21 protein-coding genes, 1 tRNA gene and 1 pseudogene are annotated in these 24,032 nt (G+C 58.8%); 15 read left to right on the forward strand and 8 right to left on the reverse strand.

The annotated features are described in order from the left end of the window. Positions 1–120 precede the first annotated feature (120 nt). The gene (gene gltX / locus PspS04_RS17930) at positions 121–1,602 is read right to left on the reverse strand and encodes a glutamate--tRNA ligase (protein WP_095165252.1); all 1,482 of its coding nucleotides are present in this window, start codon (positions 1,600–1,602) and stop codon (positions 121–123) included. Between the two features lie 231 nt (positions 1,603–1,833). Between gltX and PspS04_RS17935 the strand changes: the two genes are divergently transcribed. Next, positions 1,834–2,880 carry an HlyD family secretion protein gene (locus PspS04_RS17935; RefSeq protein ID WP_159996958.1) on the forward strand — a complete coding sequence of 349 codons (1,047 nt, stop codon included), beginning with the start codon at positions 1,834–1,836 and terminating at the stop codon, positions 2,878–2,880. Between the two features lie 49 nt (positions 2,881–2,929). Further along, positions 2,930–4,420, forward strand: coding sequence for an MDR family MFS transporter (locus PspS04_RS17940; RefSeq protein WP_174244621.1), 1,491 nt, complete (start codon positions 2,930–2,932; stop codon positions 4,418–4,420). Positions 4,421–4,534: 114 nt separating this feature from the next. Here the strand turns inward: PspS04_RS17940 and uvrB are convergent, their stop codons facing one another. Next, on the reverse strand, positions 4,535–6,550 hold the full coding sequence (gene uvrB, locus PspS04_RS17945; RefSeq protein ID WP_159996962.1) for an excinuclease ABC subunit UvrB: 2,016 nt from the start codon (positions 6,548–6,550) through the stop codon (positions 4,535–4,537). A 350-nt stretch (positions 6,551–6,900) separates the two neighbouring features. Between uvrB and PspS04_RS17950 the strand changes: the two genes are divergently transcribed. Next, complete coding sequence (locus tag PspS04_RS17950) at positions 6,901–8,097, forward strand: amino acid aminotransferase (RefSeq protein WP_095165256.1); 1,197 nt, start codon at positions 6,901–6,903, stop codon at positions 8,095–8,097. A gap of 113 nt (positions 8,098–8,210) precedes the next feature. After that, complete coding sequence (locus PspS04_RS17955; protein ID WP_159996964.1) at positions 8,211–8,414, forward strand: hypothetical protein; 204 nt, start codon at positions 8,211–8,213, stop codon at positions 8,412–8,414. 4 nt (positions 8,415–8,418) lie between these two features. Here PspS04_RS17955 and PspS04_RS17960 read toward each other — a convergent pair whose 3' ends face one another. Further along, the gene (locus PspS04_RS17960) at positions 8,419–8,652 is read right to left on the reverse strand and encodes a hypothetical protein (protein ID WP_095165258.1); all 234 of its coding nucleotides are present in this window, start codon (positions 8,650–8,652) and stop codon (positions 8,419–8,421) included. A 251-nt stretch (positions 8,653–8,903) separates the two neighbouring features. Here PspS04_RS17960 and PspS04_RS17965 point away from each other — a divergent pair. After that, positions 8,904–8,979: transfer RNA gene (locus tag PspS04_RS17965), tRNA-Asn, on the forward strand. Between the two features lie 148 nt (positions 8,980–9,127). Here the strand turns inward: PspS04_RS17965 and PspS04_RS17970 are convergent. Both PspS04_RS17970 and PspS04_RS17975 read right to left on the reverse strand, forming a co-directional pair. Then, positions 9,128–10,651 carry a nucleobase:cation symporter-2 family protein gene (locus tag PspS04_RS17970; protein WP_159996966.1) on the reverse strand — a complete coding sequence of 508 codons (1,524 nt, stop codon included), beginning with the start codon at positions 10,649–10,651 and terminating at the stop codon, positions 9,128–9,130. Positions 10,652–10,861: 210 nt separating this feature from the next. Further along, positions 10,862–11,692, reverse strand: a complete 831-nt coding sequence (locus PspS04_RS17975; RefSeq protein WP_159996967.1) for an arylamine N-acetyltransferase family protein — start codon at positions 11,690–11,692, stop codon at positions 10,862–10,864. 143 nt (positions 11,693–11,835) lie between these two features. On the opposite strand from PspS04_RS17975, the gene PspS04_RS17980 reads away from it, so the two are divergent. Continuing rightward, on the forward strand, positions 11,836–12,321 hold the full coding sequence (locus tag PspS04_RS17980; RefSeq protein WP_159996968.1) for an HIT family protein: 486 nt from the start codon (positions 11,836–11,838) through the stop codon (positions 12,319–12,321). Here PspS04_RS17980 and PspS04_RS17985 read toward each other — a convergent pair. Continuing rightward, entirely contained in the window at positions 12,308–13,876 is a 1,569-nt protein-coding gene (locus PspS04_RS17985; protein WP_159996969.1) for a sensor domain-containing diguanylate cyclase, read from the reverse strand. The genes PspS04_RS17980 and PspS04_RS17985 overlap by 14 nt on opposite strands. A 180-nt stretch (positions 13,877–14,056) precedes the next feature. Here PspS04_RS17985 and PspS04_RS17990 point away from each other — a divergent pair, with 180 nt between their 5' ends. Further along, entirely contained in the window at positions 14,057–14,689 is a 633-nt protein-coding gene (locus tag PspS04_RS17990) for an HAD family hydrolase (RefSeq protein ID WP_159996970.1), read from the forward strand. A gap of 82 nt (positions 14,690–14,771) precedes the next feature. On the opposite strand, the gene PspS04_RS17995 is transcribed toward PspS04_RS17990, so the two are convergent. Then, positions 14,772–15,437, reverse strand: a complete 666-nt coding sequence (locus PspS04_RS17995) for a ribonuclease T2 family protein (RefSeq protein ID WP_159996971.1) — start codon at positions 15,435–15,437, stop codon at positions 14,772–14,774. 174 nt (positions 15,438–15,611) lie between these two features. Between PspS04_RS17995 and PspS04_RS18000 the strand changes: the two genes are divergently transcribed. From PspS04_RS18000 to tnpC (PspS04_RS18025), 6 genes and pseudogenes are all read left to right on the forward strand, one after another. Further along, positions 15,612–16,100, forward strand: coding sequence for a hypothetical protein (locus PspS04_RS18000; protein ID WP_159996972.1), 489 nt, complete (start codon positions 15,612–15,614; stop codon positions 16,098–16,100). A gap of 181 nt (positions 16,101–16,281) precedes the next feature. Continuing rightward, positions 16,282–16,752 carry an arsenate reductase ArsC gene (locus tag PspS04_RS18005; RefSeq protein ID WP_159996973.1) on the forward strand — a complete coding sequence of 157 codons (471 nt, stop codon included), beginning with the start codon at positions 16,282–16,284 and terminating at the stop codon, positions 16,750–16,752. 14 nt (positions 16,753–16,766) lie between these two features. Then, positions 16,767–17,462: an arsenical resistance protein ArsH gene (arsH, locus tag PspS04_RS18010; RefSeq protein ID WP_159996974.1), complete on the forward strand. Its 696-nt coding sequence runs from the start codon at positions 16,767–16,769 to the stop codon at positions 17,460–17,462. A gap of 144 nt (positions 17,463–17,606) precedes the next feature. Next, positions 17,607–17,804: pseudogene (locus PspS04_RS18015) on the forward strand (IS66 family transposase); the annotation flags it as partial. A gap of 122 nt (positions 17,805–17,926) precedes the next feature. Further along, on the forward strand, positions 17,927–18,286 hold the full coding sequence (tnpB, locus tag PspS04_RS18020) for an IS66 family insertion sequence element accessory protein TnpB (RefSeq protein ID WP_237234930.1): 360 nt from the start codon (positions 17,927–17,929) through the stop codon (positions 18,284–18,286). A gap of 18 nt (positions 18,287–18,304) precedes the next feature. Then, positions 18,305–19,837, forward strand: coding sequence for an IS66 family transposase (gene tnpC, locus PspS04_RS18025; RefSeq protein ID WP_159996975.1), 1,533 nt, complete (start codon positions 18,305–18,307; stop codon positions 19,835–19,837). Positions 19,838–20,221: 384 nt separating this feature from the next. Here tnpC (PspS04_RS18025) and PspS04_RS18030 read toward each other — a convergent pair whose 3' ends face one another. After that, positions 20,222–21,547 carry a tetratricopeptide repeat protein gene (locus tag PspS04_RS18030; protein ID WP_159996976.1) on the reverse strand — a complete coding sequence of 442 codons (1,326 nt, stop codon included), beginning with the start codon at positions 21,545–21,547 and terminating at the stop codon, positions 20,222–20,224. Between the two features lie 364 nt (positions 21,548–21,911). Between PspS04_RS18030 and tnpB (PspS04_RS18035) the strand changes: the two genes are divergently transcribed. Further along, positions 21,912–22,271 (forward strand): IS66 family insertion sequence element accessory protein TnpB, encoded by a 360-nt coding sequence (gene tnpB / locus PspS04_RS18035; protein WP_237234930.1) that lies wholly within the window; start codon positions 21,912–21,914, stop codon positions 22,269–22,271. An 18-nt stretch (positions 22,272–22,289) separates the two neighbouring features. Continuing rightward, complete coding sequence (gene tnpC, locus PspS04_RS18040; protein ID WP_159996975.1) at positions 22,290–23,822, forward strand: IS66 family transposase; 1,533 nt, start codon at positions 22,290–22,292, stop codon at positions 23,820–23,822. Positions 23,823–24,032 lie beyond the last annotated feature (210 nt).

Here is a 24,032-nt window from a genome sequence, read left to right on the forward strand (position 1 = left end):
AAACTTATTTTTCAAAAAATTTAAAATTTTTTGCCGACATAACAATCACTTACCGCCCTCCCCCCGGAAATCCGGGGGTTTGGCACAGGCCAAGGGCCTGCCAGGAGCTACCGCAGGGAATCAGGCAATCGCGGCCAGCAGCTTTTCCCACTCCTTGTTTTCTTTCTTCGACACGCCACCGAGCAGGTCGATGGCCTGGCGCAGGCGGAAACGGGTCAGGTCCGGGCCGAGGATTTCCATGGCGTCGAGCACCGACACCGAGCTCGCCTGGCCGGTAATCGCGGCGAACATCAACGGCATGGCATCGCGCAGTTTCAGCTCGAGGGATTCGACCACCGCCTGAATCGTCGCGGTGATGTTGTCCTTCTGCCACTGACGCAGGCTCTCCAGCTTCCACAGGATCAACTGCATCAACTGGCGCACCTGGTCGCCCGAGAGCTTCTTGGATTCGAACAGCTTGGCATCCGGGTTGACGCCACCGGCGAAGAAGAACCCGGCGAGCGGTGCCACCTGGCTGAAGGTTTCCACCCGGCCCTGCACGTGGGGGGCGATCTTCATCATGTACTCAGGGTTCAGCGCCCACGTCTGCAGGCGGCTGGCGAACTCTTCCACCGGCAGGTCACGCAGCCACTGGCCGTTGAGCCAGGACAGCTTCTCGATGTCGAAGATCGGCCCGCCCAGGGACACGCGCTTGAGGTCGAAGTTGTCGACCATCTCTTGCAGGGAGAACTTCTCGCGCTCGTCCGGCATCGACCAGCCCATGCGCCCCAGGTAGTTGAGCATCGCTTCCGGCATGAAGCCCATGCGCTCGTAGAAGGTCACCGAGGTCGGGTTCTTGCGCTTGGACAGCTTGCTCTTGTCCGGGTTGCGCAACAGCGGCATGTAGCACAGCTCCGGCTGTTCCCAACCGAAGTATTCGTACAGCAGGATCAGTTTGGGCGCCGATGGCAGCCACTCTTCGCCGCGCAGGACGTGGGTGATGCCCATCAGGTGGTCATCGACCACGTTGGCCAGGAAGTAGGTCGGCAGGCCGTCGGTCTTCATCAGCACTTGCATGTCCATGCGATCCCACGGGATCTCGACGTCGCCACGCAGCATGTCCGGCACCACGCAGACGCCTTCGGTCGGCACCTTCATGCGGATCACGTGAGGTTCGCCAGCGGCCAGGCGGCGAGCCACTTCTTCCTTGGACAGCAGCAGGGCACGACCGTCGTAGCGCGGGGTCTCGCCGCGAGCCATTTGCTCGGCGCGCATCTGGTCCAGCTCCTCGGCGGTGCAGAAGCACGGGAACGCGTGGCCCATCTCCACGAGCTGCTGGCAGTACTTCTGGTAGATCTCGCCACGCTCGCTCTGCCGGTACGGGCCGTGCGGGCCGCCGACGTCCGGGCCTTCGGCCCAGTCGATGCCCAGCCAACGCAAGGCATCGAAAATCTGCTGTTCGGACTCGCGGGTCGAGCGCAACTGGTCGGTGTCTTCAATGCGCAGGATGAACTCACCGCCATGCTGCTTGGCAAAGCAGTAGTTGAACAAAGCGATGTAAGCGGTGCCGACATGGGGATCGCCGGTAGGCGATGGCGCGATGCGAGTGCGGACGGTGGTCATGGCGTGTCTCGAAAGATGATGAAAAGCGGAGATGAAACAAAGGGCGAATGGTAACAGGCGACACCCGCCCGGCTCCAGTGAGCAGGGCATATAAGCCAAGATTGAGGCTACAAAAGGCGCTAACAGCGGCAAATGCCTGATTATCATTTAGTGGCATTTACCACCTGTCGGCTATGTGCCAGATTCACCGCCTGTTAAATTTCCTTACACTTTATCGACTACAAGCTGCCCATGCCTGCCCAACTCAAGCGTCGCCTGTTTATCTTCCTGTTTATCGTCCTGCTGGTCGCCGGCGGATTTTTCGCCGAATGGTTCTTCAAGGGACGGTTTTACGAAAGCACCGATAACGCCTATGTGCAGGGTGAAATCACCCGCGTTTCCAGCCAGTTGAGCGCGCGCATCGACGAGGTGCTGGTGCATGACAACCAGCACGTGGAAAAAGGCCAGTTGCTGATCCGTCTCGAAGGTGAGGACTTCCGCCTTGCCGTCGACCGCGCTGCCGCCGCCCTCGCCACCCGCCAGGCCGAGCGCCTGCAGGCCCAGAGCAAACTGACGCAGCAAGCCAGCCTGATCGCCTCCAGCGAAGCCCAGGTCGCCTCCAGCCAGGCCAGCCTGGGGCGCTCGCAAATTGACCTGTCCCGCGCCGAAACGCTGCGCAAACCCGGCTATGTCTCGGAAGAACGGGTCACCACCCTGTCGGCGGAAAACCATATCGCCCGCTCACAAGTCACCAAGGCCCAGGCCGACGCCCAGGCACAGCGCCAGCAGGTCAACGCCCTGAGCGCCGAAATCAAGCGCCTCGACGCGCAGATCGCCAACGCCCAGGCCGACCTGGCCCAGGCCGAGCTGAACCTGACCCGCAGCGAGATCCGCTCGCCGATCAGCGGCCTGGTTGGCCAGCGCGCGGCGCGCAACGGCCAGGTGGTTCAAGCCGGCGCGTACCTGCTGTCGATCGTCCCGGACCAGGACATCTGGATTCAGGCCAACTTCAAGGAAACCCAGATCGGCCACATGCAGCCCGGGCAAAAGGCCGAGCTGATTTTTGATGCCTACGGCGACACCCCGATCGAAGCTCGGGTCGACAGCCTGTTCGCCGCCTCCGGCGCCCAGTTCAGCCTGCTGCCGCCAGACAATGCCACCGGCAACTTCACCAAGGTGGTGCAACGGATTCCAGTGAAGCTGACGTTTGCCGCGGATAACCCGCTGCACGGCAAGATCCGCCCGGGCATGTCGGTCACCGCCAAAGTGAACATCAAAGACCCTGTCGATGGCCGGTGATCAACTGATCCGCCCGGTCGGCGAACCGACCCGGCGGGACTGGATTGCGGTGATGAGCGTGATGCTCGGCGCCTTCATGGCGGTACTCGACATCCAGATCACCAACTCCTCGCTCAAGGACATCCAGGGCGCGCTGTCGGCGACGCTTGAGGAGGGCTCGTGGATTTCCACCTCCTACCTGGTGGCGGAAATCATCATGATCCCCCTCACCGCCTGGCTGGTGCAGTTGCTCTCGGCACGCCGCCTGGCGGTCTGGGTCTCGGCCGGTTTCCTGTTCGCCTCCCTGCTCTGCTCCATGGCCTGGAGCCTGGAAAGCATGATCGTGTTCCGCGCCTTGCAGGGCTTCACCGGCGGCGCGCTGATCCCCCTGGCATTCACCCTGACCCTGATCAAGCTGCCCGAACACCACCGCGCCAAAGGCATGGCCATGTTCGCCATGACCGCCACCTTCGCCCCCTCCATCGGCCCGACCCTGGGTGGCTGGCTCACGGAAAACTGGGGCTGGGAGTACATCTTCTACATCAACATCCCGCCCGGCCTGATCATGATTGCCGGCCTGATGTATGGCCTGGAGAAGAAAGCAGCGCACTGGGAACTGCTCAAGAGCACCGACTACACCGGCATCCTCACCTTGGGTGTCGGCCTGGGCTGCCTGCAGGTATTCCTCGAGGAAGGCCATCGCAAGGACTGGCTGGAGTCGAGCCTGATCGTGACCCTGGGCAGTATTGCCCTGGTCAGCCTGATCACCTTTGTCATCGTCCAGGTGTCCAAGCCCAACCCGCTGATCAACCTGGGCATCCTGCGCAACCGCAACTTCGGCCTGTCGAGTATCTCCAGCCTGGGCATGGGGGTGGGGCTGTATGGCTCGATCTACCTGTTGCCGCTGTACCTGGCGCAGATCCAGAACTACAACGCGCTGCAGATCGGCGAAGTGATCATGTGGATGGGCGTGCCCCAGTTGTTCCTGATTCCGCTGGTGCCCAAGCTGATGCAGTACATCTCGCCGAAGTGGCTGTGCACCCTGGGTTTTGGCCTGTTCGGCCTGGCGAGTTTTTCTTCGGGAGTGCTCAACCCGGACTTTGCCGGGCCGCAGTTCAATCAGATCCAGATTATCCGCGCGCTGGGGCAGCCGCTGATCATGGTCACCATCTCGCTGATCGCCACCGCCTACATCCTGCCCCAGGATGCCGGCTCGGCGTCGAGCCTGTTCAACATCCTGCGTAACCTCGGTGGCGCCATCGGCATCGCCCTGCTCGCCACTCTGCTGGATGCCCGGACCAAGACCTACTTCGATTACCTGCGCGAGGCCATCGTGCCGACCAATCCGCAAGTGGCCGAACGCCTGGCCAGCCTCACCGACCGTTTTGGCAGCGAGACGGCCGCGCTGGGCAAGCTCAGTGAGATCGCCCACCAACAGGCATCGATCATGGCGTACAACGACGCCTTTCATTTCGTCGGGATTGCGCTGGGGGTGAGCATGTTGGCGATTTTGCTGACCAAGGCATTGCCGGCGGGGCTCAAGGCGGGTGAGGCGCACTAGGTGAATTTGTAGCGCACTGGCGGGCCTCATCGCGGGCAAGCCCGCTCCCACAGTGATTGAAGGACCCTGTGGGAGCGGGCTTGCCCGCGATGTGGCCCTGCCAGGCGCCGAGGATCAGACCGCCAACAACCGCTCGCGCATCTTGGCGATTTCGTCGCGGGTCTGGGCCGCGGCTTCGAATTCCAGGTCGCGGGCGAGCTGGTACATCTTCTCTTCCAGTTGGCGAATGCGCTTGGTGATCTCGCTCGGCGAGCGCAGCTCGTTTTCGTACTTGGCGCTTTCCTCGGCCGCCTTGGCCATGCCCTTGCGCTTCTTGCTGCGCGAACCCGGCACGGTGGCGCCTTCCATGATGTCGGCGACATCCTTGAACACCCCTTTGGGGGTGATGCCGTTGGCCAGGTTGAAGGCGATCTGCTTGTCGCGACGACGCTCGGTCTCGCCGATCGCCCGCTCCATCGAACCCGTAATGCGGTCGGCATACAGAATCGCCCGGCCGTTGAGGTTACGCGCGGCGCGGCCGATGGTCTGGATCAGCGAACGCTCGGAACGCAGGAAGCCTTCCTTGTCGGCATCGAGAATCGCCACCAGCGATACTTCCGGCATGTCCAGGCCTTCACGCAACAGGTTGATCCCCACCAGCACGTCGAAGGTGCCGAGGCGCAAGTCGCGGATGATCTCCACCCGCTCCACGGTGTCGATGTCCGAGTGCAGGTAACGCACGCGCACGCCGTGATCCGCCAGGTAGTCGGTGAGGTCTTCGGACATGCGTTTGGTCAGCGTGGTGACCAGCACCCGCTCCTCCAGCGCCACCCGCTTGGTGATCTCCGACAGCAGGTCGTCGACCTGGGTCAGCGCCGGGCGGATTTCGATCTGCGGGTCCACCAGGCCGGTCGGACGCACCAATTGCTCGACCACACGCCCGGCATGTTCAGCTTCGTAGTTGCCCGGGGTGGCCGAGACAAAAATCGTCTGCGGGCTGATGTTTTCGAACTCGTCGAAGCGCATCGGCCGGTTATCCAGCGCCGACGGCAGGCGGAACCCGTACTCCACCAGGGTCTCCTTGCGCGAACGGTCGCCCTTATACATCGCCCCGACCTGCGGCACGCTGACGTGGGATTCGTCGATCACCAGCAAGGCATCGGCCGGCAAGTAGTCGAACAAGGTCGGCGGCGCCTGGCCAGAATCCCGGCCGGACAGGTAGCGCGAGTAGTTTTCAATGCCGTTGCAGTAGCCCAGTTCGAGGATCATCTCCAGGTCAAACCGGGTGCGTTGCTCCAGGCGCTGGGCTTCCACCAGCTTGTTGTTGGAACGCAGGTAGTCGAGGCGCTCCTGCAACTCGACCTTGATCCCCTCGATGGCACCGAGCAGGGTTTCGCGGGGCGTCACGTAGTGGCTCTTGGGGTAGAAGGTGAAGCGCGGCAGCTTGCGGATCACCTCCCCGGTCAGCGGATCGAAGGCCGAGAGGCTTTCGACCTCATCATCGAACAGCTCGATGCGGATCGCTTCCAGGTCGGATTCCGCCGGGTACACATCGATCACGTCGCCGCGCACGCGGAACGTGGCGCGGGCGAAATCCATGTCATTGCGGGTGTACTGCAGGTCGGCCAGGCGGCGGACCAGGGCACGCTGATCGAGCTTGTCGCCACGATCGATGTGCAAGACCATCTTCAGATAGGTTTCCGGACTGCCCAGGCCGTAGATGCACGACACCGTGGTGACGATGATCGCGTCCTTGCGCTCGAGCAGCGCCTTGGTCGCCGACAGGCGCATCTGTTCGATGTGGTCGTTGATCGAGGCGTCCTTCTCAATGAAGGTATCGGACGACGGCACATACGCTTCCGGCTGGTAGTAGTCGTAGTAGGAAACGAAGTACTCGACCGCGTTGTTCGGGAAAAACGCCTTGAATTCGCCATACAACTGCGCGGCCAGGGTCTTGTTCGGCGCCAGCACCAGGGTCGGACGCTGCACCTGGGCGATCACGTTGGCGATACTGAAGGTCTTGCCGGAGCCTGTCACACCGAGCAGCGTCTGGTGCGCGAGCCCGGCCTCGATGCCCTCGACCATCAGGCGGATGGCTTCCGGCTGATCGCCGGCAGGCTCGAAGCGGGTGACTAGCTGGAATTCGGACATACCTACCTCTGGTTTTGCGCGGCGCGGGTGCCTGCCTGAGCGGGAGGGCCAGGCAGCCACGATAAACAACGCTGACGACGGATGTCGCGGGGAAAAATCATGATAACCGTTGATGTGGTGGCGAATACCTGTAGTTTCAAGGTAATCGTCCTACATGCCCCGTAATAGACCGTCATGACAATAAGACTAACGGTTGGCAAATAATCCGAAAAACTTGCCGGAAAAGGTCAAACGCCTGTCGCCCTGCCCGGTGATGGCCTCTATACTAGCTCCCCGTTTGTGCACCGCTCTAGTGCATTCGGCTGGAGCGCTACACGTCCCTCCATATTCCATTCAGAGCCGCCGCAATAATGAGCCTGTTCTCCGCTGTCGAAATGGCACCACGCGATCCAATCCTGGGCCTCAACGAAGCATTCAACGCTGACACCCGAACCAACAAGGTCAACCTGGGGGTCGGTGTTTACTGCAACGAGGAGGGGCGAATTCCACTCCTGCGCGCCGTAGTCGAAGCCGAGACAACTCGCGCCGCTCAACACGCTTCCCGCGGCTACCTGCCGATCGACGGCATCGCTGCCTACGACCAGGCCGTGCAAAAGCTGCTGTTTGGCGCTGATTCGCCGCTGCTGGCCGCTGGCCGCGTAGTCACTACCCAGTCCGTGGGCGGTACCGGCGCACTGAAAATCGGTGCCGACTTCCTCAAGCAACTGCTGCCGGACGCCGTAGTCGCCATCAGCGACCCGAGCTGGGAAAACCACCGCGCGCTGTTCGAAACCGCTGGCTTCCCAGTGCAGAACTACCGCTACTACGACGCCGCCACCCATGACGTCAACCGCGTCGGCCTGCTGGAAGACCTCAACGCCCTGCCTGCCAACTCGATCGTGGTGCTGCACGCCTGCTGCCACAACCCGACTGGCGTTGACCTGAGCCCAGCGGACTGGAAAAACGTCCTGGAAGTGGTCAAGGCGAAAAACCTCGTGCCGTTCCTCGACATGGCCTACCAGGGCTTTGGCGACGGTATCGACGAAGACGCCGCTGCCGTGCGCTTGTTCGCCGAGTCGGGGCTGAATTTCTTCGTTTCCAGCTCGTTCTCCAAATCGTTCTCGTTGTACGGCGAGCGCGTCGGCGCACTGTCGATCGTCAGCGAATCGAAAGAAGAAAGCGCGCGCGTGCTGTCGCAAGTCAAGCGCGTGATCCGCACCAACTACTCCAACCCGCCAACCCATGGCGCAGCAGTGGTTGCCGCCGTGCTCAACAGCCCGGAACTGCGCGCCCAGTGGGAGCAGGAACTGGCCGAGATGCGCCTGCGCATTCGTGGCATGCGCACCCAGATGGTCGACCTGCTGGCACAACACGCCCCGGATCACGATTTCAGCTTTGTTGGCCGCCAGTGCGGGATGTTCTCCTACTCCGGCCTGACCGTTGAACAAGTGACCCGCCTGCGCAACGAGTTCGGCATCTACGCCCTGGACACCGGCCGCATCTGCGTGGCCGCGCTGAACCAGAACAACATCGACGTAGTGACCAAGGCTATCGTTGCGGTGATCTAAGCCACGCCCGCGACAAGCAAAGGGGAAGCCGTCTGGCTTCCCCTTTTCGTTGCTGCGCGGACAATCACTAGACTGAAAGATCCATCCAGTAGCCCGCCCTTTCGAGAGATCCCATGAAAAACGACAATTTACGCGCCGACCGCGATGACGACCTCGATCACTTCACCCCTCGCTCCACCACCAAGCGCGGCAACAGCCTGGTGCTGCAAGTGGCAAGCGGAGTGTTTCTCGGTGGCCTGGCCCTGTGGCTGGTACAACTGGCCGCCACTTCGCTGTATGCCAAGTTCATGCTCGGCACCGTCACCTTCGGCGGCTGACGCTTCAGCCGGCCAGTTGGCTCGAACGCTGGCTGGCAGCATCGTCATAAGCCACATACAAAGCCTCGGCCACCTGGCTCTTGATCGCCTTGGCGCTTTCCAGCCCCAGCACAAACCCTTCGGCCTTGCCTCCGGCACGGTTGAGCTCCTCAGCGGTGCCCGCCTGGGTGATCGCTTCGAACAGTTTTTCGGCCGGCGCACCCACGCCTTTGGGCAGGCTGATCTGGGCAATGCTCATGCAAGCACCCCGTACGCCAGGATTGCGGAGAACTGCGGTTGTTGAGTCATGACGCCTACCTTGTGGACGAATGGCCGGCAGCGCGTGAACCACGCCCGGGAACGCATGGTAGCCCTCTACCGCGCTTCTGGTAACCGCCAATGGCTGTCGACTGCCCGCCCCGCAACAAATCGATACCACTCACCGGAAAAGCCGCCACAGATACAATTTTTTGTTGACTTGTTCTTTTTAATCAGTAACATACGGCGAATTCCGCGATAGCTCAGTTGGTAGAGCAAGTGACTGTTAATCACTGGGTCCCTGGTTCGAGTCCAGGTCGTGGAGCCAGACAGCAAGATCAAAAAGCCCCTGAATCGAAAGATCAGGGGCTTTTTTGTGGCCGGCAAAAAATTGCGCCGGCTAATGCTCGCTGCCCAATAAAAAAGGCCGCCCTGTCTAAACAGCAGGTCGGCCTCTTTTTTACCAGTGTCTGTGATCAGACGTGCTCGCTACTCTTCAACTGCGCAGGTCGATGTTCCGGCGTGCCGTGACCGTGGTCCTCGACTATCACCGGCACTTCATTGCCATCGCAGTCATGCAACTTGCCATCACTGAAGTAGTCGCCTTCGCGTAGCGCTGCAAGATCCTGGAAGCGCAAGGTGCGCTCGGTGCCCGCAGCGAATACCGATTGCTGGTCCGAGTTGCCGGTCGTGAAGTGGTTGAACGCCAGGTTCAACAGGATCGCCATGATCGCCGACGAACTGATGCCGGAATGGAAGATGGTGGCGAACCAGCTTGGGAAGTGATCATAGAAGCTCGGCGCGGCGATCGGGATCATGCCGAAGCCGATCGAGGTGGCGACGATGATCAGGTTGACGTTGTTGCGGTAATCGACCTTGGACAGGGTACGAATGCCGCTGGCGGCCACGGTGCCGAACAGCACGATACCGGCCCCACCGAGTACCGAGGTCGGTACTGCGGCAATCACCCGACCCATGAACGGCAGCAGCCCGAGGATCACCAGGAACAGCCCGCCGGTGGCCACCACGTAGCGGCTCTTGATCCCGGTCACCGCCACCAGCCCGACGTTCTGGGCGAAGGCGCTCTGGGTGAAGGAGCCGAAAATCGGCGCGATCATGCTCGACAGCATGTCAGCCCGCAGGCCGTTGCCCAGGCGCTTGGAGTCGACCTTGGTGTCGATGATCTCACCGACCGCGAGGATGTCCGCGGAGGTCTCGACCAGGGTCACCATGACCACAATGCACATCGACAGGATCGCGGCGAAGTGGAAAGTCGGCATACCGAAGTGGAACGGTGTCGGGAAGCCGAACATCGGCCCTTCGCTGACGCTGGAAAAGTCCGCCATGCCGAGGAATACCGCGATCAGGGTACCGATGACCATGGCCAACAGGATCGACAGGCGGGAGATGGTGGCGCTGCCGATCTTGCTCAGCAGCAATACCAGCATCAGGGTCACGGCCGCCAGGCCGATGTTGGCCATGCTGCCGAAGTCTTCGGCATGACTGTTGCCACCCATGGCCCAGCGCGCGGCCACCGGCATTAGCGTCAGACCGATGGTGGTGATCACGATACCGGTCACCAGCGGCGGGAAGAACTTGGTGATCCGCGAGAACACCGGAGTGATCAATAAGCCGATCAACGAGGCGGCAATCACCGCCCCCAGGATCGACTGGAAGCCGCCCTCCCCACCACTGCTGACAATCGCCACCATGGTCGCGACGCCGGAGAACGACACACCCTGCACCAGCGGCAACTGACAACCGAAAAACGGCAGACCCAGGGTTTGCAGCAGCGTTGCCAACCCCCCTGCAAACAACGATGCCGCGATCAACAGACCAATGTCTGCCGGAGAAAGCCCGGCCGCCTGGCCGATGATCAGTGGTACCGCAACGATACCGCCATACATGGTCAGAACGTGTTGCAGGCCGTAAGCCATATTCGCGCCGACCCCGAGGTTTTCATCCTCGGGCCGTTGGTGTGAAACAGAGGGCGTTTTCATCGTGGGGGGTTCCCTGGGTTTTTGTTATGCGCACACTGTATTCAACACCCAAGACAAATGTCCATAGAGTTGTATACAACTTATCAGTCACATAATGGACAAGCATCCACCCAAGCCCGCTTCGAACCGTCTAGCCTGCACTTTCCGGGCTTTACCGTCGGTCGAAAAAAAGCTGATCAACTGATCAGCTTTTTTCTGCGAAGTCGCTACTTATTGCTCAATGGCGATCAATCCTGCCAGGGTCGCCCGCAGTGCCGGATGCTCGGGTACCTCGAGCGAGAACTCACTGCGCAGCAACTCGATCAGCTCCTGCACATCATTGATCTCGCGCCGCTCGCTGGGACTGCCCAGGCGATGCACGGCATAGCTGCCGTTGTTCAGGGTGCGGCGCACGCCCTCCCCGGTCCGCGCCACCATCAGGCGCTGCAAGAACGGTGATTGCGGGTGAGTCGAGACGTACCAGTTGCCGATCTCATAATCGATATCGCCCTGACGCTGCAGGTCGAAGACATACATTGCCCGCCACTCGCCAGCGACCTTGGCGTGCAGGGTGTAGCTTTCGTCCTCGCGGAGGATGCGATACGGCTCATGGGGCGTGGCCTGCTCCTGTTCGGTATCGAGCAGCAGCGGCGCCGTCGGCACCATGCCGCCAAAGCCGACATCGGTGATGTAGCGCAGGCCGTTGAGGGTCACCAGGGTCAGGCGATGGGTACGGGCCGCCCAGGCGTCCGGTGGCGCGTTCATCACCACGCGCCCGGTGATACCGCGCACCTGGTACCCCAGGCGCTCCAGCAGGGTCATGTATAGATTGTTGAGCTCGTAGCAATAACCGCCACGGCCCTCATGCAGCACTTTGTGCTGGATCGATGGCAGGTCGAGGGGCACCGGCAATCCGGCCAGGGGCGAGAGATTTTCGAAAACAAAGGTGCTGGTGTGCCTTAGCTGCAGTTCACCCAAGGCTTCCAGGGTGGGCTTGGGTGGCGCGGCAAAACCAAGACGCTGAAGGTACAGGTCGATGTGTTCGAGCGCAGTCGCGGTCATGAGCGATTCCTTGGACATGAAGGCGCACCGGACCTGGAGCGGTCGAGTGCCGTGCCGATGGGCAAACGTTATACGATAGCCGCCACAGGCAACGACAATTGATTTCCCTCATCGGCCCGGTGAAGAAAAGGTGACGCCCGAGCATGCACATCGACCCACAGCTGATCGTCCATCAAACCGCCCACTGGATCGTCAATCACCGGGTCAACTCGCACCTGCCGGGTTACCTGATGCTCGGAGCCAGGGCCAATGTCAATGCGCTCCACGAGCTGCCCGCCGAGGCGCTGGCTGAACTCGGGGGGTTAATGGCGCGCACCCAGCAGGTGATGCAGAGCCAGCTGCAGCCAAAACGCCTGTACATAGGCCGCTATGGCCATACCCCCGACCAGCCCATCCACTTTCACTTCATCCCGGTGTTCGACTGGGTGGAAAACCTGTTCTGGCAGGACTCGCGCTATCGGCTCCTGCAGGGTTTTGGCGCGCCCACCCCGCAAACCCTTACCGATGGCGCAGAGCTGACGCTGTTTGTCTGGCGCGAGTTCTGTGAACGCCCCGATCCGCCGCCAACTCCCGGGCTGTCCACCGAGCAGACCATCGAACGGCTACGCAAGGCGTTCAGCGCCGACTAGGGGCATCGCTCGGACGCCCCTCCAGGGAGGCCACCTGCGTGCGATTCCTGCCGAAGTTCTTGGCCTGGTACAACGCCGCATCCGCGCACTCGATGAGCCTCTCGATGCTGTCGCCCTCCCTGGGCACAATCGCATGGCAACCAAGACTGACGGTCAACTGCCCCGAAGGTGCGCCGCTGTGGAGAATGTTGGCGCCCTGGACACTGTGCCGGATCTGCTCGGCAATGGCGACGGCACCCTGGATATCGGTATCCGGCAACAGCACCGCAAACTCTTCCCCGCCGTAGCGCACCACCAGGTCGGACGGGCGTTGGCAGCACCCCTTGACCACGCCAGCCACCCGCGCCAGGCACTGGTCGCCGGCGACGTGGCCGTAGTTGTCGTTGAAGCGCTTGAAGTAATCAACATCGAGCATGATCAGGCTTAGCGGACGTTGCTGGCGCAGCCCCCGGGCAAACTCGATCTGCAGCGCCCGCTCGAACAACCGTCGATTCGCCAGGCCGGTCAGGCTGTCATGGGTGGCGATCACTTCCAGACGCTCCTGGGCCGCACGCAGATCTGCTTCGATGCGCTCACCGTTGCGCACCTGCAGCACGAACACCCAACCGAACAGGCTCACGCCGAGCACCACCAGGGCCACGATGACACTGGACTGCACCGCATTGGCATACCAACCGCGCAGCACCACCGCCTCAGGAGTAGCCGCCGCTACCACCAGCGGATACGCGTCCAACTGCTGGTAGCCGTACAGCCGCAGCTCGCCGTCCACCTTCGAGCGAATCATCGCAGTACCCGAGGGTGCATTCGGCAAGTAGTCCTTGAAGATCGCCCCCTGGGCCAGCGACTCACCAATGCGCAACTCCGCACCTGGCCGCCGGGCCAATAAAGTGCCATCCGCCAGGGCCAGAAACATCAAGGCGTGGTCGTCGAGGCTGAAACTTTTGAAAAACCGGTCGAAATACTCCATGCGGATGCCCGCCATCAGCACGCCCTGGAATTGACCATTGTGGTCATTCACCCGTCGCGACAACGGGATGATCCACTCACCATTCTGCCGACTGCGGATCGCCGGACCGATATGGGCCTGCAACGAAGCGTTCTGTTGATGGAACCTGAAATACTCACGATCGGCGACGCCCGGCCAGGTCGGCAACTCACCAAAGGAGGTCACCACCCACTGCCCCTGGCGATCGAACAGAAACAGTCCATGCAATTGTTCCAAGGCCTGCACCCGACGGGTAAAGGTGCGCTGCAGGCGCGGGCTCGACGCCACGCCAAAACCGTCGGCCTGAATCCAGTCGACCAGGCTGGTCACCACCAGATCGGCAGCCAGGAAGGTATCCTCGGCCTGTTGCGCCATCGCCCGCGTGAGGTTCACCGAAGCAATTTGCGCCTGGGACAAGTCGTGATGCCGGGATTGTTCGAGCTGCAGGTACAGCAGGCCGCACAGGCTCAGGCACACCGCCGCAATAAAGATCACCGCCGCCTTGCGCAGGGGTAATCGCTTCAATGGGCCGCCGAGCGTATCGTGGGGGTCGTGAATGGGGGTTGGCAAATGCATCATCCTTGAAGGGTAAAACGCGAGCAGGCGCTCGGATCCCTTGATCGACAAAGCTTAGCCTACGGCAGTGACGAGGGGCAAACCGCGGCAGCGCGACGACACCTATACCGGCAGCCCCCATGTGTTCTGCTAGGCTGAGCCCCTCATTCTTATCGGCTACCCATGGAGGAACGCATGAACCATCAGGACCTTCCACCCACCATCGACACCGTGGTTTTCGACCTGGGTAATGTGCTGATTCGCTGGAACCCGAGAAACCTCTACCGCAAGCTGTTTGGCGATGATGAGCAAGCCATGGAGACCTTTCTGTCCGAGGTCTGCAGTACCGACTGGAACGAACGCCAGGACGCCGGACGCTCATGGCAGGAAGCCATCGACGAAGCCATCGCCCGCCACCCGACACACGAGACGCTGATTCGTGCCTACCGGGAACGCTGGGAAGAAATGCTCGGCGGCGCACTGGAAGAAACCGTCGAGATCCTCGAAGAACTGCACGCCAAGCAAGTACGCCTGCTGGCCCTGACCAACTGGTCGGCGGAAACCTTCCCCATTGCCCTTGAGCGCTTCGCCTTCCTGGACAAATTCGAGGGCATCCTGGTCTCGGGCGCAGAAGGCATCATCAAGCCCGCACCGCAGATTTTCCAACTGCTCAAGTCGCGTTACCAGTTCGAAGGTCACCACGCCGTGTTTATCGACGACCACGCCCCCAACATCGAAGGCGCCCGCCGCGAAGGCTTCAATGCACTGCAGTTCAGCAACGCCGGGCAACTGCGCAAAGACCTGGCCGCCCTGGGCCTGCCCCTATAAAAGCGGCCGTGTCGAACGCCTGCGCACCTGTAGCAGCTATCGAGCAACGCGAGGCAGCTGCTACAAAAACGCATCCAACCCCTCAACGCATCGGCGGCACTCGGATATCACCCGAGCGACACTGGTTTTTCACTCCCTTGCCGCACGCCTGGAACGACAGGTCCTTGGCCATGCACACCCGCACCTCAGACAACTCCGGGCCGCGACAGATCACCGCAATACCGTCAGCCGGTATCCCGGGGTTGCTGCGGCGAAACATCTGCGTGATGTCCTGGGCAGAGAAATACACCTCTTTGCTCAAAGGCTGCAGCGGCTCGGGTATCTTCACCGCGCCGAGCGCCTTGTCCGCAGCCGCCAGGTAGCCCATGGCACCCAGCCCGCTGCAGGTACCGTGCTTGGCCCACTCATGCTTGAGCAAGGCCGGCGTGACAAACAGCGTCAGCCCCCGCGCCCGCTCGGCCGCCGACAACCGCGCATTCGGCACGCAAGACTGCGGCCAGCCACCCTTGGCGTACTGCGGCCACAGACCGTGCAACACAAACCCGTAGCCCTTGCCCGAACACTGGGCATTTTCCGGACGTGTCAGACAAAAGGTCGGCGACCAGGACAACGCCAGCAGGTAATAGTCGAACACCCCCGACGCCGACTCGTTCTGCTGTTTGTTGCGCGAGGATTGCGGTGTATTGCTCAGGATCACACTGCCAATCGCCAGCACAGCAAACAGGACCCATACAGACAGTTTTTTCATTCACCCACCTGAAAACCAAACATCCAATGGGCCTATTGTGAGGGCTGGCCGCGCATCAGCAGAAGACATTCTTCTCTAACCCGCACCAGGGTGGTGCCGGCGACTGGCAATCACTCGGTCAAGTGCAGTACCTTGAAAGCGCAGACTACTCTGAACGCACGATAGGGAATCGGAATGAGCAAGGCAGACGAACTCGCCACGAAACTGAAGCAAAAACAAAAAAGCCGTGTGGACGCCGAAGCCCGCGCCGACCTGGCCATCGAACACTGGCCAAGCCAGGTCTATGACATGTACCACCAACTGGAAACCTGGCTCGAGCCGCTGACCCACGCCGGCCTCAACATCCGCCGGGTACCGACCCGCGTGTTTGAGAGCCTGCCATCCGGCGAGACCTTCAACTACGCCATCGACAAGCTGCAGATCGAAGGCAACCACAACACCATCACCCTGGACCCCATTGCCCGTTTCGTCATCGGCGGCACAGGCCAGGTCGACATCCGCAGCAAAGGCCAGGCGCTGTACATCCGCCGCACCGAGAACGACATGGCCGAGCCCGTATGGCAAATCCAGCCCGTGGCCCGCACCGGACAACCACGCCCCACTCCGGTGGCACTGGATGAGCTGAACTTTCTCGCGGTGATCGAGCAAGGGCTGGAGCTCTAACGACTCCCGAGCGATGCACTAGAACGGGCGACCCACAACGGTCGCCCTTTTCGTTTAAGCCGCCGGCGCCGCATCGATAAAAATCACTCCCGCGCTTTACCTAATATTCGATAATTCGTATATTCGATAATCCATATGTATGACCAGTCACGACTCTGGCCTACACACCACGGAGAAATCGATGAAAGTCCTGTTCATGTGCACAGCCAACAGCTGTCGCAGCATCCTGTCCGAAGCGCTGTTCAACCACCTCGCCCCCACAGGCTTCACGGCAGTGAGTGCCGGCAGCTTCCCCAAGGGCCAGGTCCTGCCCCGCAGCCTGAGCACCTTGCAGGCGGCCGGTATCGCCACCACAGGATTGCACAGCAAAGGCAACGAGGCCTTCGCCGACAGCCCGCCGGACATTGTCATCACCGTCTGTGACAAAGCCGCCGGGGAAACCTGCCCCGTGTACTTCGGCCCCGCACTCAAGGCCCATTGGGGCCTCGAAGACCCCTCCGAGATCAGCGGCAGCGAAGCCCAGATCAATGGCGCATTCAACGCCACGTTGGCCATCATCGAAACCCGTTGCCGCGCATTCTTCCAACTGCCCTTCGCCCAACTCGACGCCGCCGCCCTGCAAACCGAACTCGAACGCATCGCCCGCCTCTGACCCGGAGCCTCCTGATGAACGAACACCTGCCCAACCTCGACACCCAGCTATCCGACACCCTGCACCCGGCCAGCAGCGACCAGCACCCACCGCGCATCCTGCTGCTCTACGGCTCAACCCGCCCGCGCTCCTTCAGCCGCCTGCTGGTAGAGGAAGCCGCCCGCCTGCTGCAACACTTCGGCGCCGAGACACGCATCTTCAACCCATCCGGCCTGCCCCTACCCGATGACGCCCCCAGCGACCACCCGAAAGTCCAAGAACTGCTACAGCTGATGCAATGGTCAGAAGGCCAGGTCTGGTGCTCGCCGGAACGCCACGGCTCAATGTCCGCTGTATTCAAGGCGCAGATCGACTGGGTGCCCCTGGCCCTCGGCGCCATCCGCCCGACCCAGGGTAAAACCCTGGCCGTGATGCAAGTCTCAGGCGGCTCGCAGTCCTTCAACACCGTCAACCAACTGCGGGTCCTGGGCCGCTGGATGCGCATGTTCACCATCCCCAACCAGTCCTCCGTGCCAAAAGCCTTCATCGAGTTCGACGAACACAACCGCATGAAACCCTCGGCGCTCTATGACCGAGTGGTAGATGTGATGGAAGAGCTGGTGAAGTTCACGCTGCTGCTGCGTGATCGGCCGGACCTGGTGGATCGGTATTCGGAGCGCAAGGAGACTGCGCAGGAGTTGAGCGGGCGGGTTAATCAGCGGGGGATTTGAGGGTTGGATGTACAGCGGATGTGTCCAACCACTGGCCAGCCAGGGGAGTCGGCACGTATTGAAGGAAATCTCTGTGTTTACTTAACCACCATAGGGTGTTTCAGGGCTCAATATCCAATACTCATCCCTACATTTACCCACCGAGCCACATTGCAAGCATGGCTGGAGAAAACCCAGCCACAAGTGACGGCGCAAAAGGCACTGGACAAAGCGATCAGCTACCTAGCCCGCAACTGGATCAAGTTGGTGCGTTACACCGGAGTCGGTTACGTGCCGATCGACAACAATGCGGTAGAACGTGCGATCATGCCCTTCTTTGTCGGGCGCAAGAACTGGCTGTTCTGCGTTCAGGCGAATAGTACGGCACGACCAGTCTATTGTAAGCGCTCCATAAACCCCACATTCAAACTCACCACCTGATCCCCGATGCTGTGCTCCCGATTCCTTTCCGGAGCCAGCACCTCATGATGCGTCCCGACGCAAAAGTCGAAAAAGTCTATCTCTACCCCAAGCCCGTCGACTTCCGAAAATCCATCGACGGCCTTGCCGCTCTGGTCGAACAGGACATCAAGGTCGCGGTGTTTGACCCGGTGCTTTTCGTGTTCCTCAACAAGCCTCGAAACCGAGTGAAGATTTTGTATTGGGAGCGCAACGGCTTCTGCCTTTGGCTAAAGCGCCTGGAGTCCGAGCGCTTCAAAACATCGCCGGATTGTTCGGATGAAGCCATCGTACTGACGGTTCAAGAACTCAACTGGTTACTGGACGGTTTTGATTTGTGGCGCAACCGTCCGCATCAAGTTTTGACGCCTCGATTCGTCGCTTGATTCGGTATAATCCAGGGCATGATTTCCATGCCCAAAGACCTTCCTGACGACCCTGTTTTGCTCAAGCGACTGCTTGAGCAAATGCTGAGTGAGCGCGAGTCGGATAAGGGCAAAATCGTTCATCTCGAAGAAGAAAACGCGCTGTTGCGTCAGCGCCTTTTCGGGCGCAAGTCAGAGCAAACAGCCGATCCCGCGACCCCGCAAATGGCCTTGTTCAACGAAGCTGAAAGCGTGGCCGAGTCTGTCGACGAAACGGTGGAAGAAGAGGTCGTAGCTCCGACCAAACATCGCGGTAAACGCCAGCCTCTGCCCGCCGATCTTCCGCGCATTGAAGTCATCCACGAACTGCCCGAGCACGAACTGATCTGCGCCTGCGGTTGCCGTAAACACACCATTGGCGAGGAAATCAGCGAGCAGCTTGAGATCGTGCCGATGCAAATCCGCGTGATCAAACATGTGCGCAAGATCTACGGTTGCCGCGATTGCGAAACTGCACCGGTTACAGCGGACAAGCCCGCTCAACTGATTGAAAAAAGCATGGCCAGCCCGAGTGTCCTGGCGATGCTGCTGACGACCAAATACGTCGACGGCTTACCGCTTCACCGCTTCGAAAAAGTGCTGGGCCGCCACGGTATCGATATCCCACGCCAGACCTTGGCTCGATGGGTTATCCAGTGCGGTGAACACTTGCAGCCGTTGCTGAATTTGATGCGCGACCGGCTACTGGAAAGCCGCGTCATCCACTGCGACGAAACGCGTGTACAGGTGCTGAAAGAGCCAGATCGAGAGCCCACCAGCCAATCCTGGATGTGGGTGCAAACCGGCGGGCCGCCGGATCAACCCGTTATCTTATTTGACTACTCGACCAGCCGGGCACAGGAGGTTCCGTCGCGCCTGCTCGAAGGTTATCGCGGCTACCTGATGACCGATGATTACGCTGGTTATAACTCCTTGGGGGCGCAATCCGGTGTCGACTGTTTAGGCTGTTGGGCACATGCGCGGCGCAAGTTTGTCGAGGCGCAAAAAGTGCAGCCTAAAGGCAAAACCGGGCGTGCCGATATCGCCCTGAATCTGATCAACAAGCTGTACGGTATCGAGCGAGATTTGAAAGAAGTCGGCGATGAATATCGCCACGAGAGCCGACAGCAAAACAGCCTGCCGGTGTTGGCGCAGTTGCACACATGGCTGGAGAAAACCCAGCCACAAGTGACGGCGCAAAATGCACTGGGCAAAGCCATCAGCTACCTGGCCAGCAACTGGATCAAGTTGGTGCGCTACACCGAAGCCGGTTACTTGCCGATCGACAACAATGCGGCCGAGCGTGCGATCCGGCCCTTCGTTATCGGGCGCAAGAATTGGCTGTTCAGCGACACGCCCAAAGGCGCGATGGCCAGCGCTCAACTTTACAGCCTGGTCGAGACGGCTAAAGCCAACGGCCAAGAGCCCTATGCGTGGCTGCGCCACGCACTTGAACGCCTGCCACAGGCAACCTCGGTTGAAGATTACGAAGCCTTACTGCCTTGGAACTGCTCGTTCGCATCGCACCGCTAAGCGCGCCGCCTATTTTTGAATAGGTGGGGTTCATGGAGCGCTTACGGTCAAACACCGCGACCTTGATGTCCAGTTCGACCAGAGCGGCAAGGCCGTCGATGGATTTTCGGAAGTCGACGGGCTTGGGGTAGAGATAGACTTTTTCGACTTTTGCGTCGGGATGCATCATGAGGTGCTGGCTCCGGAAAGGAATCGGGAGCACAGCATCGGGGATCAGGTGGTGAGTTTGAATGTGGGGTTTATGGAGCGCTTACAGAGGATCTAGCCGAAGGCGTGTGAAGGGCTATGATTTGACTAGCCCCACTCCACGCTTCATACAGCAATATCAAAAAGCCCAGCAGGATTGTTACTAGGCTAGATTGTTTTTAGGTAAAGAAAATATCGTTAATGGCTGGCGTCAGGATGCAATGACTTTATCATACGTTTCACAAAGTCCTCTTTTGACTCGGATCGTGCGTCCGGAACCAATACCATATTGCTCGTTCGCTCAATAGAATTATAGCGCAGCTCGTGATTGGAATAGTGATAATCGAGCAAGCAGAATAATGCCGTCTGATCTACAAACCAATAATTTTGGTCATTCTTTTGAATAAAATGCATTAGAAATTTCTTCAAATTATTTGCGAGCTTTATTGTTGGATCGCTGTATTTAAAAATCACAAAGGAAGCAATTAATTGTCTCCATGGATAATAGTGTAGCGCGCATGAGTGGTCTGACTTTATCGCTACATCATCCTCCCCAAGCAAAGCTCGCGCATCAAAATCCGAAACAAAACAGGAGTCCATATCGCAAACTACAATATCTTTTTTGTAAAAGCTAAGAAACTCTTCGAGCCTAACGAATCTAGAGCATGCAAATTCCAATTTTTGTGCGCCTGGATTTGCCTCATAGGAAAAGTTAAAAAAATCGTATTTCCCCGACAGCTCCGAACACCTATCTAGTGTACTACTTACTGGATTGATAAGGTGTATGTGCAATAATTTCCTGGTGAGTTTTTTGGAGAAGCTAGCAATAATCAGATCTATGAAAATATTAAAATAACCATCATCACAGGATGCTAAAAGCACAGTTTCGAAATTAGATATCGAAACGTTATTTTTGCTGAAGTAGATTACTGGCAAGCTTTCACTATAATCGCCTTCCAAGACTTCTATTAATGACGCGCCATAGCTAAATGATGCAGCGCCAGTTGACCGCACCCCAAATTTCTCGACATTGGTTATCTTGTTAAAGTTATCTGACGCAAGTTCCATTTTTTTCGTATTGGCGTTTACTATTCCTTTATAGAAGTTGTAAAAATCATCCTCGCCCAACCTGTACTTGTAATATTCTAAAAGGCTATCTATCAAAGTCAGTACGCCTGGAATATTGTAATCCAAGATCGTATTAAATACCAAGTGATATGAGTTCTCTCTATCCGTTAGTTTTTCGCTGTGGTTTATCATATCTATCAGAGTAGGAACAATAGAATCAAATTGTTTCTGATTATATAGAACAGATATTTTTATTCCGTAGGCGCCAACCCAGTCCTGCTTTAAAGATATTACTTTGTCTATGCTAGTTAACGCTGCATTGTAGTCTTTGAGCGCCAAATATGATTTAGCTGCCTCACAGTAATGATAACGGTCTTTGTTCTCAATCCCTTCTAAGGCCTCAAGTGCACCATTATAGTTTCCAATTTTGTTAAGTTTTCTTACATTATCAATCATCTGTAGCACCTTTTTCTGCTCTTTGCATTGCACGATCCGATTTGCTGGCCAGTTGGTGGCGAACAATGCGGCTAGGTTACCAGCGATTAATTTGTATTTCACTAAGGTAGCCGCCTAACGGGTCTCGTTCGGCAGCCTTCGCAGCCAGATCCAGCATTTCGCGACCTGTCATGCTCATCGACCTATCCCCTCCTAAAGGTATCTAACATGCGGCCCGGACGCAGAATCACGCGATAGACTTTGGTGCCTCGCGGATCTGCTGCGAGCCCTTCCAGAACCGTAAGCGCTCCATAAACCCCACATTCAAACTCACCACCTGATCCCCGATGCTGTGCTCCCGATTCCTTTCCGGAGCCAGCACCTCATGATGCGTCCCGACGCAAAAGTCGAAAAAGTCTATCTCTACCCCAAGCCCGTCGACTTCCGAAAATCCATCGACGGCCTTGCCGCTCTGGTCGAACAGGACATCAAGGTCGCGGTGTTTGACCCGGTGCTTTTCGTGTTCCTCAACAAGCCTCGAAACCGAGTGAAGATTTTGTATTGGGAGCGCAACGGCTTCTGCCTTTGGCTAAAGCGCCTGGAGTCCGAGCGCTTCAAAACATCGCCGGATTGTTCGGATGAAGCCATCGTACTGACGGTTCAAGAACTCAACTGGTTACTGGACGGTTTTGATTTGTGGCGCAACCGTCCGCATCAAGTTTTGACGCCTCGATTCGTCGCTTGATTCGGTATAATCCAGGGCATGATTTCCATGCCCAAAGACCTTCCTGACGACCCTGTTTTGCTCAAGCGACTGCTTGAGCAAATGCTGAGTGAGCGCGAGTCGGATAAGGGCAAAATCGTTCATCTCGAAGAAGAAAACGCGCTGTTGCGTCAGCGCCTTTTCGGGCGCAAGTCAGAGCAAACAGCCGATCCCGCGACCCCGCAAATGGCCTTGTTCAACGAAGCTGAAAGCGTGGCCGAGTCTGTCGACGAAACGGTGGAAGAAGAGGTCGTAGCTCCGACCAAACATCGCGGTAAACGCCAGCCTCTGCCCGCCGATCTTCCGCGCATTGAAGTCATCCACGAACTGCCCGAGCACGAACTGATCTGCGCCTGCGGTTGCCGTAAACACACCATTGGCGAGGAAATCAGCGAGCAGCTTGAGATCGTGCCGATGCAAATCCGCGTGATCAAACATGTGCGCAAGATCTACGGTTGCCGCGATTGCGAAACTGCACCGGTTACAGCGGACAAGCCCGCTCAACTGATTGAAAAAAGCATGGCCAGCCCGAGTGTCCTGGCGATGCTGCTGACGACCAAATACGTCGACGGCTTACCGCTTCACCGCTTCGAAAAAGTGCTGGGCCGCCACGGTATCGATATCCCACGCCAGACCTTGGCTCGATGGGTTATCCAGTGCGGTGAACACTTGCAGCCGTTGCTGAATTTGATGCGCGACCGGCTACTGGAAAGCCGCGTCATCCACTGCGACGAAACGCGTGTACAGGTGCTGAAAGAGCCAGATCGAGAGCCCACCAGCCAATCCTGGATGTGGGTGCAAACCGGCGGGCCGCCGGATCAACCCGTTATCTTATTTGACTACTCGACCAGCCGGGCGCAGGAGGTTCCGTCGCGCCTGCTCGAAGGTTATCGCGGCTACCTGATGACCGATGATTACGCTGGTTATAACTCCTTGGGGGCGCAATCCGGTGTCGACTGTTTAGGCTGTTGGGCACATGCGCGGCGCAAGTTTGTCGAGGCGCAAAAAGTGCAGCCTAAAGGCAAAACCGGGCGTGCCGATATCGCCCTGAATCTGATCAACAAGCTGTACGGTATCGAGCGAGATTTGAAAGAAGTCGGCGATGAATATCGCCACGAGAGCCGACAGCAAAACAGCCTGCCGGTGTTGGCGCAGTTGCACACATGGCTGGAGAAAACCCAGCCACAAGTGACGGCGCAAAATGCACTGGGCAAAGCCATCAGCTACCTGGCCAGCAACTGGATCAAGTTGGTGCGCTACACCGAAGCCGGTTACTTGCCGATCGACAACAATGCGGCCGAGCGTGCGATCCGGCCCTTCGTTATCGGGCGCAAGAATTGGCTGTTCAGCGACACGCCCAAAGGCGCGATGGCCAGCGCTCAACTTTACAGCCTGGTCGAGACGGCTAAAGCCAACGGCCAAGAGCCCTATGCGTGGCTGCGCCACGCACTTGAACGCCTGCCACAGGCAACCTCGGTTGAAGATTACGAAGCCTTACTGCCTTGGAACTGCTCGTTCGCATCGCACCGCTAAGCGCGCCGCCTATTTTTGAATAGGTGGGGTTCATGGAGCGCTTACCCAGAACCGGAGCGACATAGCGGCGCTGAAGGCTAACGATTTCGCCGTGCTCGAGAATGAAGCGTATTTCAGTCATCGTTTCCATCAGCGCGCCTCCTTGGACTTTCCAATCTCGGCGGCGGTGCGGACGATGACGCGACGGGTGGCTGCTGCGGGATCAAGGCC

The organism is Pseudomonas sp. S04, assembly GCF_009834545.1.
In the GTDB taxonomy this organism is placed as follows: domain Bacteria; phylum Pseudomonadota; class Gammaproteobacteria; order Pseudomonadales; family Pseudomonadaceae; genus Aquipseudomonas.

What these genes read in the sequence shown, in the direction of transcription:
- gltX (WP_095165252.1), bottom strand. Translation starts at nt 1,602, where the DNA reads ATGACCACCGTCCGCACTCGCATCGCGCCATCGCCTACCGGCGATCCC.
- PspS04_RS17935 (WP_159996958.1), top strand. Translation starts at nt 1,834, where the DNA reads ATGCCTGCCCAACTCAAGCGTCGCCTGTTTATCTTCCTGTTTATCGTC.
- uvrB (WP_159996962.1), bottom strand. Translation starts at nt 6,550, where the DNA reads ATGTCCGAATTCCAGCTAGTCACCCGCTTCGAGCCTGCCGGCGATCAG.
- PspS04_RS17950 (WP_095165256.1), top strand. Translation starts at nt 6,901, where the DNA reads ATGAGCCTGTTCTCCGCTGTCGAAATGGCACCACGCGATCCAATCCTG.
- PspS04_RS17955 (WP_159996964.1), top strand. Translation starts at nt 8,211, where the DNA reads ATGAAAAACGACAATTTACGCGCCGACCGCGATGACGACCTCGATCAC.
- PspS04_RS17960 (WP_095165258.1), bottom strand. Translation starts at nt 8,652, where the DNA reads ATGAGCATTGCCCAGATCAGCCTGCCCAAAGGCGTGGGTGCGCCGGCC.
- PspS04_RS17970 (WP_159996966.1), bottom strand. Translation starts at nt 10,651, where the DNA reads ATGAAAACGCCCTCTGTTTCACACCAACGGCCCGAGGATGAAAACCTC.
- PspS04_RS17975 (WP_159996967.1), bottom strand. Translation starts at nt 11,692, where the DNA reads ATGACCGCGACTGCGCTCGAACACATCGACCTGTACCTTCAGCGTCTT.
- PspS04_RS17980 (WP_159996968.1), top strand. Translation starts at nt 11,836, where the DNA reads ATGCACATCGACCCACAGCTGATCGTCCATCAAACCGCCCACTGGATC.
- PspS04_RS17990 (WP_159996970.1), top strand. Translation starts at nt 14,057, where the DNA reads ATGAACCATCAGGACCTTCCACCCACCATCGACACCGTGGTTTTCGAC.
- PspS04_RS17995 (WP_159996971.1), bottom strand. Translation starts at nt 15,437, where the DNA reads ATGAAAAAACTGTCTGTATGGGTCCTGTTTGCTGTGCTGGCGATTGGC.
- PspS04_RS18000 (WP_159996972.1), top strand. Translation starts at nt 15,612, where the DNA reads ATGAGCAAGGCAGACGAACTCGCCACGAAACTGAAGCAAAAACAAAAA.
- PspS04_RS18005 (WP_159996973.1), top strand. Translation starts at nt 16,282, where the DNA reads ATGAAAGTCCTGTTCATGTGCACAGCCAACAGCTGTCGCAGCATCCTG.
- arsH (WP_159996974.1), top strand. Translation starts at nt 16,767, where the DNA reads ATGAACGAACACCTGCCCAACCTCGACACCCAGCTATCCGACACCCTG.
- tnpB (WP_237234930.1), top strand. Translation starts at nt 17,927, where the DNA reads ATGATGCGTCCCGACGCAAAAGTCGAAAAAGTCTATCTCTACCCCAAG.
- tnpC (WP_159996975.1), top strand. Translation starts at nt 18,305, where the DNA reads ATGATTTCCATGCCCAAAGACCTTCCTGACGACCCTGTTTTGCTCAAG.
- PspS04_RS18030 (WP_159996976.1), bottom strand. Translation starts at nt 21,547, where the DNA reads ATGATTGATAATGTAAGAAAACTTAACAAAATTGGAAACTATAATGGT.
- tnpB (WP_237234930.1), top strand. Translation starts at nt 21,912, where the DNA reads ATGATGCGTCCCGACGCAAAAGTCGAAAAAGTCTATCTCTACCCCAAG.
- tnpC (WP_159996975.1), top strand. Translation starts at nt 22,290, where the DNA reads ATGATTTCCATGCCCAAAGACCTTCCTGACGACCCTGTTTTGCTCAAG.